The sequence below is a fragment of the Bradyrhizobium sp. P5_C11_2 genome (assembly GCF_054049755.1).
In genome coordinates this window covers 1-6,687 of record NZ_JBFULT010000421.1, presented here as the reverse complement: position 1 = coordinate 6,687, position 6,687 = coordinate 1, and the positions used below count along the sequence as shown (strand labels likewise).

7 protein-coding genes are annotated in these 6,687 nt (G+C 67.4%); 4 read left to right on the top strand and 3 right to left on the bottom strand.

The window, feature by feature from the left end; genetic code table 11:
* Positions 1–43: 43 nt before the first annotated feature.
* Positions 44–427 (bottom strand): carboxymuconolactone decarboxylase family protein, encoded by a 384-nt coding sequence (locus ACXJL8_RS29715; protein ID WP_008567285.1) that lies wholly within the window; start codon positions 425–427, stop codon positions 44–46.
* A gap of 168 nt (positions 428–595) precedes the next feature.
* Between ACXJL8_RS29715 and ACXJL8_RS29710 the strand changes: the two genes are divergently transcribed.
* A complete protein-coding gene (locus ACXJL8_RS29710) occupies positions 596–2,563 on the top strand; it encodes a TIGR02302 family protein (RefSeq protein ID WP_456686072.1) in 1,968 nt (655 codons plus the stop codon).
* Complete coding sequence (locus ACXJL8_RS29705) at positions 2,551–3,696, top strand: DUF4175 family protein (protein WP_456617313.1); 1,146 nt, start codon at positions 2,551–2,553, stop codon at positions 3,694–3,696. Before ACXJL8_RS29710 ends, ACXJL8_RS29705 begins: the two co-directional genes overlap by 13 nt.
* A 275-nt stretch (positions 3,697–3,971) precedes the next feature.
* Here ACXJL8_RS29705 and ACXJL8_RS29700 read toward each other — a convergent pair whose 3' ends face one another.
* Positions 3,972–4,346 (bottom strand): response regulator, encoded by a 375-nt coding sequence (locus ACXJL8_RS29700; protein WP_456617314.1) that lies wholly within the window; start codon positions 4,344–4,346, stop codon positions 3,972–3,974.
* 92 nt (positions 4,347–4,438) lie between these two features.
* On the bottom strand, positions 4,439–5,320 hold the full coding sequence (locus ACXJL8_RS29695; RefSeq protein WP_456617557.1) for an MJ0042-type zinc finger domain-containing protein: 882 nt from the start codon (positions 5,318–5,320) through the stop codon (positions 4,439–4,441).
* Between the two features lie 225 nt (positions 5,321–5,545).
* On the opposite strand from ACXJL8_RS29695, the gene ftsE reads away from it, so the two are divergent.
* Positions 5,546–6,205 (top strand): cell division ATP-binding protein FtsE, encoded by a 660-nt coding sequence (gene ftsE / locus ACXJL8_RS29690; protein WP_456617315.1) that lies wholly within the window; start codon positions 5,546–5,548, stop codon positions 6,203–6,205.
* Positions 6,198–6,687: cell division protein FtsX (locus tag ACXJL8_RS29685; RefSeq protein ID WP_456686071.1), on the top strand; the 490-nt coding region annotated here is incomplete at its 3' end. The genes ftsE and ACXJL8_RS29685, both read left to right, overlap by 8 nt.

The window sequence follows — 6,687 nt, the reverse complement described above, 5'->3', positions numbered from 1 at the left end:
GAGGAGGGACGCTGCGTCCCTCACCCACGGGACGTCGCCCCCCTCACGCCTTGCCGTCGATCTCCGCGAACACCTCGCGCGCGATCCGGAAGCTGTCGACCGCGGCCGGCATGCCGCCATAGATCGCGACCTGCATCAAAATCTCGCGGATCTCGTCGCGGGTTACGCCGTTGGTCAGCGCGCCCTTGAGATGCGCGCGAAACTCGTGCTGGCGGTTGAGGATCGCGATCATGGCGATGTTGAGCATGCTGCGGGTCTTGCGCGGCAGTTCCTCGCGGCCCCACACCGTGCCCCAGCAATATTCGTTGAGCATCTCCTGGAACGGACGGTTGAAGTCGTCGACGTTCTTCAGGGCATTGTTGACATAGGCTTCCCCCAGCACCGCCTTGCGAACTTCCAGCCCCTTGTCGTGCATTTTCTTGTCCATGGCGTTCCCTTTGTTTCCCTTGGATGGCGTCGCGGAAATTACGGGGTTGAGCCGGGCCAGTCACGTCCTCGTGTTATGCGGGAAAAGGGGTAGGTCCCGTACAGGAACGGATGCCTCAGTGCTGCCGTTGTGGTACGCTTCTCTCTACCGGGCAACCTGGAGAGCTGATTGAACGGCGTCACCCCCGACCCGTCAGACCCGAACCGCGATGGCGACGCTCTGTCGCGGCTGAAGCTGGCGCAGGCCCTCGCACGGGCGACCTATGCCATCGCGTGGGAGCGTGTCTGGCCGACTCTGGCGCGTCTTCTGACCGTCGTGGGCCTGTTCCTGGTGGTGTCCTGGGCCGGTCTGTGGCTGGCGCTGCCCTTCGTCGTCCGCGCCATCGGTCTCGTCATCTTCGCCGGCCTCGCCGCCGCCGCAGCGTTCCCGCTGGTGGGCTTCCGCTGGCCGAGCCGCGAGCAGGCGCTCGCCCGGCTCGATCGTGGCTCCGGCATCCGTCACCGCCCGGCCACCACGCTCACCGACACGCTGAGCTCGCAGGACCCGGTCGCACAGGCGCTGTGGCAGGCGCAGCGCGAGCGCACGCTCGCCTCCCTCAAGCGCATCCGCGCCGGTCTGCCGCGTCCGCGCCTCGCGCTGCACGATCCCTGGGCGCTGCGCGCGCTGGTCATGGTGATGCTGGTTGCGACCTTCTTCGCCGCCGGCGACGAGCGCGCGATGCGCCTCGGCGCCGCCTTCGACTGGAACGGCGTGCTGGCGCCGGCCAATATTCGCGTCGATGCCTGGGTCACTCCGCCGCTCTACACCGGCAAGCCGCCGGTCATCCTGTCGGCCGCCAACAAGGAGGCCGCGGCGCTGCCGGCTAGCGGCCCGCTCGCCATTCCCGCCGGCTCGACCCTGATCGTGCGTTCCTCCGGTGGAAGCCTCGATGTCGCCGTCTCCGGCGGCCTCAAGGAGGTCGCGCCTACTGAAGCCACGCCCAAGGGCACCAACGAGAAGCATTTTGCCATCACCGGCGACGGCACCGCGCATGTCCGCGCGCCCTCCGGCCAGCCGCAATGGGCCTTCACGGCAACGCCGGACCGCCCGCCGACGATTGCGCTCGCCAAGGATCCGGAGCGCCAGGCCCGCGGCGCGCTGCAGCTCTCCTACAAGATCGAGGACGATTACGGCGTCACCGGTGCCGAGGCGCAAATCGCCCTGCGCCCTGCCGACGCCAAGCCTTCCGACGCCAAGCCTTCCGACGTCAAGCCTTCCGGCACCAAGGACGCCGACACCAAGGCGGCCGCGCGCCCGCTGTTCCAGCCGCCGCAATTCCCGCTGGTGCTGCCGAACGCGCGCACCCGCAACGGCATCGGTCAGACCGTCAAGGACCTCAGCGAGGACCCCTATGCCGGCGCCGACGTCACGCTGACGCTCACCGCCAAGGACGAGGCCGGCAACGAGGCGCGAAGCGAGCCCTTCAACATGCGGCTGCCCGAGCGTCTGTTCACGAACTCGCTCGCGCGTGCGCTGATCGAGCAGCGCCGCATCCTGGCGCTCGACGCCAACAAGAATTCCGACGTCTACGCCGCGCTCGACGCGCTGATGATCGCGCCCGAATTGTTCACGCCGGATGCCGGTTGCTATCTCGGCCTGCGCAGCCTGGCGCTCCAGCTCGAAGCGGCCCGCACCGACGACGCGATGCGCGAGGTCGTGTCGAGCATGTGGGCGTTCGCGGTCACCATCGAGGACGACGGTGTCGCCGGCAGCGTCAACGCCGCGCTGCGCTCGGCGCAGGATGCGCTCAAGCAGGCGCTTGAACGCGGCGCCAGCGAGGACGAGATCAAGGCGCTGACGCGCAAGCTGCGCGAGGCGAYGGCCGGAAAGGTGCGGGACGTCGCCCGGCGCGCCGAGCAAAATCCGCTGGGACCCCGGCAGCCTTTCCCGGCCGAGGTCCAGCTCATTCTCGACAAGGCCGTCGAGCTGCGCCAGAAGACCCAGCAGGCGACGCCGGAGCAGCTCGAAGAGCTGGCGCAGCAGCAGGATGCATTGCGCCAGCAGCTCCAGGCCTATCGCAAGTCGGCGAACAGCCGGGCCAAGGCGGGGGACGACGGGGCCAATCAATTTACGCGGGACCGGAAATGCGGAAGCTAGCGCGCGTGCCAGTCTTGAGGGCGATGTCGATCGCCTGCCTCGCCCTCCTGTTGGGGGGCCTTCCTGCCGTCGCTGCCCCGCAGGATCAGGATCCTGACGCGCTGCTCGACGGTGCGGAAAAGGCGATGCAGGACGCCGGCGACAACCTCAGGCAGAAGGAGTCCGGGCGCAGCCTGAACAATCAGTCCGATGCCATTCAGAAGCTCGAGGAATACAAGCGGGCGACGGAAAGAAGCCAATCCTCCAATCGCGATCGTTCCTTCATCACCCAGCGCGATCTGGACGAGATGGTGAAGCAGATCGAGAAGCTGGCGCGCGAAGGCAATCGCGAGGCGGCCCAGCGCATGCTGGAGCAGCTGGCGCAGATCATGGAAAATCTCCAGATGGCGCAGCCCGGGCAATCCGGCGACAGCGAGATGGAGCAGGCGCTCAACGAGCTGACCGACATGATCCGCAAGCAGCAGCAATTGCGCGACAAGACCTACAAGCAGGGCCAGGACTCCCGGCGTGACCGCTCGCGCGGCAAGCAGCAGGGCGACCAGTCGATGTCGGACCTGCAGCAGGACCAGCAGGCGCTGCGTGACCGCCTGAAGAAGTTGCAGGACGAGCTCGCCAAGCGCGGCCTCGGGCAAAAGGGACAGAAGGGTCAGAAAGGGCAGCAGGGCCAGCAAGGCGATCCGGGACAGCCCGGCCAGAATGGCGATCAGGACGGTGACCAGGGCGATGACGACGGCGGCCTGGATACGGCCGATGGCGCCATGGGCGACGCCGGCTCCAAGCTCGGCGAAGGCAATGCCGACGGCGCCGTGGATTCGCAAGGCAAGGCGCTCGACGCGCTGCGCAAGGGCGCGCAGAAGATGGCCGAGGCGATGCAGCAGGGTGACGGCGACGGCCAGGGCGACGGTCCCGGCAATCGCGCTGGTCGCCAGCAGAGCGGCGGCAATCAGACCGATCCGCTCGGCCGCCCGCTTCACGGCCGCGAGTTCAGCGACGACTACACGGTCAAGATTCCCGGCGAGATCGACGCCCAGCGCGTCCGCCGCATCCTCGAAGAGCTCCGCCGCCGCCTCGGCGACACCTCGCGCCCGCAGATCGAGCTCGACTATATCGAGCGGCTGCTGAAGGATTTTTGAGTTTCTTGTAGCCCGGCCATCTCCCCAACGTCGTCCCGGCGAAGGCCGGGACCCACAACCCCAGGGAGCAGTTTGGCGAAGATTGGGGTCCGGTACTGCTATCGTTCTTTACAGACAGACCTCGCGGTATGGGTCCCGGCCTTCGCCGGGACGACACCGGGTGTGCGGGGCGATCATCGCGTCACAGCGGCAGTGCTGTAGCCGGATGAGCGAAGCGATATCCGGGACAGCGGTCCCGCATGTCGCTGCACTCATGGGGGCTACAAGAGCGCCCGCTATCCCTTCTTCGCCGCCAGCGCATCCGCCACCGCGGTGCGGATGTCGGCGATCGAGAACGGCTTGGTCACGACGTCGTGCACCAGCGCATTGAGGTTCGAGGCGCGCTCGCGCTGGTCGGCAAATCCGGTCATCAGCAAAATGGTCAGGTCGGGGAAGTCGCGGGCCGCAGCGAGCGCGAGCGCGATGCCGTCCATCACCGGCATCTGGATATCGGTGAGCAGCAGGTCGAACGCGCCGTCCTCGCGGGTCAGGATCTCGAGCGCCTCGGCGCCGTCCTGCGCCGTGACGGTCTCATGACCGTCCATGGCGATGGCGCGCGCGACCAGCGTGCGCATGGATTCCTCGTCGTCGGCGATCAACACTCTGGGCATCGGACCAACCTCACGCGCGGGACCTCGAGCATGATCCGGAAAACTGCGTAGCGGTCTTCCGAAGGATCATGCTCAAATAATAGCCTGGCCGACTATACGCTGCCGCCGGCAATGTCGCGCCGGTTGAAGAAGCGAACGTCGATATTGCGGCCCTCCGGTGGCGGCGAGGCCAGGCGCGACCTGAAGAAGGCGCGTTCGCCGGGCCGCAGCACGGTCTGCTCCAGCACCGTATTCCAGGCGTAGATTTCGGCGCCTTGCGCGTCGCGCACCGCAAAGCGCAAGCGCGGGATGTCGAGCGCCTTCTTGCCTTCGCCGACGATCACGCCCTCGATCACGAGCACCTGCTTACCGTCCACGGTCTCGCTCGAGAGCTTCACGTCCTTGAAGGCCAGCCCGCGCAGGTTCACGTCAAGCCCGACCATTTTGTAAAACGCCGCCGTTTGCGGCAGCAGCCGCACCATGTCGCCGCGCCAGACGACCAAGGCCAGCACCAGCGCGCCCATCGCGGCGCAGGCGGTCGGCAGGCCGACATGGGATTTTCGCGGCGCCGTGGTGGGAGCCATGCGGCTGACCCGCGCGCCGCGGCGACGGAACAGGCTGCGGAACCACGACTGGTGCTGCGCGCCGGCGCCGTCGTCGTCCTCGGCGGCCCGGGCCGCCGCCGCCCAATCGTCCGCGGTTTCCCCGGCGTCCTCGGTCGGCCAGTCGCTGGCGATCGAGGGGCTGTCGACCACCGGGGTCTCGGCGGCACCGTCGTCCTCGGCGTAGGAGTTCCACTGCTCGGCGAGGTCGGATTGGTCGTCGGCCCGGCTGGCCGCGGCCATGGCCGGGACCGACGCCTCCTCGACGGCATCCTCGGGATACGCCATCCAGGTCTCCTTGCAACGGGAGCAGCGGACCGTGCGCCCGTTCGCCCCGAGGCTCGCGAGCTTGATGGCGTAGGATGTCGTACAATAGGGGCAGACGATATGCATGGACGAGCCTTGATGCATGGACGAATCTTGAAGCTACTCTTGACGCGAATCTTGGACGTATCTCGGCGATGACCCGGTGGTGCGAAACCGGGCGCCAAGACGCATCCAAGGATGCTACATGGCGACCGTTAACGAACCGGAAACCATAACGGCCGCAAAACCCGTTGATCGCCTATGGCGGAGCGCCGCGGCCGGCGGTCCGCCCCCTCTCGAACGGAGCTGAGCTTGGTTCGGTTCGAAAATGTCGGATTGCGTTACGGTCTGGGGCCGGAGATTCTGCGCGATCTCAGTTTCCAGATCCCGCCGCATTCCTTCCAGTTTCTCACCGGCCCGTCCGGCGCCGGCAAGACGTCGTTGCTGCGCCTGCTGTTCCTGTCGCACCGGCCGACGCGGGGCCTGGTCAACCTGTTCGGCCACGACGTCTCGCTGCTCGGCAAGGACGAGATCGCCGATTTGCGCAAGCGTATCGGCATCGTGCTCCAGGATTTCCGCCTGCTCGACCACATGACGACGTATGAGAACGTCGCGCTGCCGTTCCGCGTCATGGGCCGCAGCGAGTCGAGCTACCGCAAGGAGGTCATCGATCTCCTGAAATGGGTCGGGCTCGGCGAGCGCATGGATGCGCTGCCGCCAATTCTTTCAGGCGGCGAGAAGCAGCGCGCCGCGATCGCGCGCGCGGTGATCTCGCGACCGCAGCTGCTGCTTGCGGACGAGCCGACCGGCAGCGTCGATCCGACGCTCGGGCGAAGGCTGCTGCGGCTCTTCATCGAGCTCAACAAGTCCGGCACCGCCGTCATCATCGCCACCCACGACATCGCGCTGATGGACCAGTACGAGGCGCGCCGCTTCGTGCTGCATCAGGGACGGCTGCACGTCTATGAGTAAGCCCGACGAACGCGGCGTGCTGGTCGATCTCGGACAGGAGCGTCCGCAGCTTCCGGCCAGGGCGCGCAACATGTCGCCGATCGTGCCGCGCGCCTCGATCCACGGGCGCGCGCTGGTCGCGGTCGTCGCCATCATGACGTTCCTCGCCTCGATGACCACGGGCACGGTGCTGCTGGTCAGCGCCTCCGCCGCGGAATGGCAGTCCGATGTCGCAAGCGAGATCACCATCCAGGTGCGCCCGCAGGCCGGACGCGACCTCGAGCGTGACACCGTGGCGGTGACGGAGGCGATGCGCGCGCAAGCGGGCATCGTCGAGGTCAAACCCTTCACCAAGGACGAGAGCGGCAAGCTGCTCGAGCCATGGCTCGGCACCGGCCTGTCGATGGACGATCTGCCGGTGCCGCGCATGATCATCGCGCGGGTCCAGCCCGGCACGCCGCTCGATCTCGCCGCCCTGCGCAACCGCGTGACCCAGGTGGCCC

Coding starts and splice junctions, on each gene's coding strand:
- ACXJL8_RS29715 (WP_008567285.1), bottom strand. CDS start 427: ATGGACAAGAAAATGCACGACAAGGGGCTGGAAGTTCGCAAGGCGGTG.
- ACXJL8_RS29705 (WP_456617313.1), top strand. CDS start 2,551: ATGCGGAAGCTAGCGCGCGTGCCAGTCTTGAGGGCGATGTCGATCGCC.
- ACXJL8_RS29700 (WP_456617314.1), bottom strand. CDS start 4,346: ATGCCCAGAGTGTTGATCGCCGACGACGAGGAATCCATGCGCACGCTG.
- ACXJL8_RS29695 (WP_456617557.1), bottom strand. CDS start 5,320: ATGCATATCGTCTGCCCCTATTGTACGACATCCTACGCCATCAAGCTC.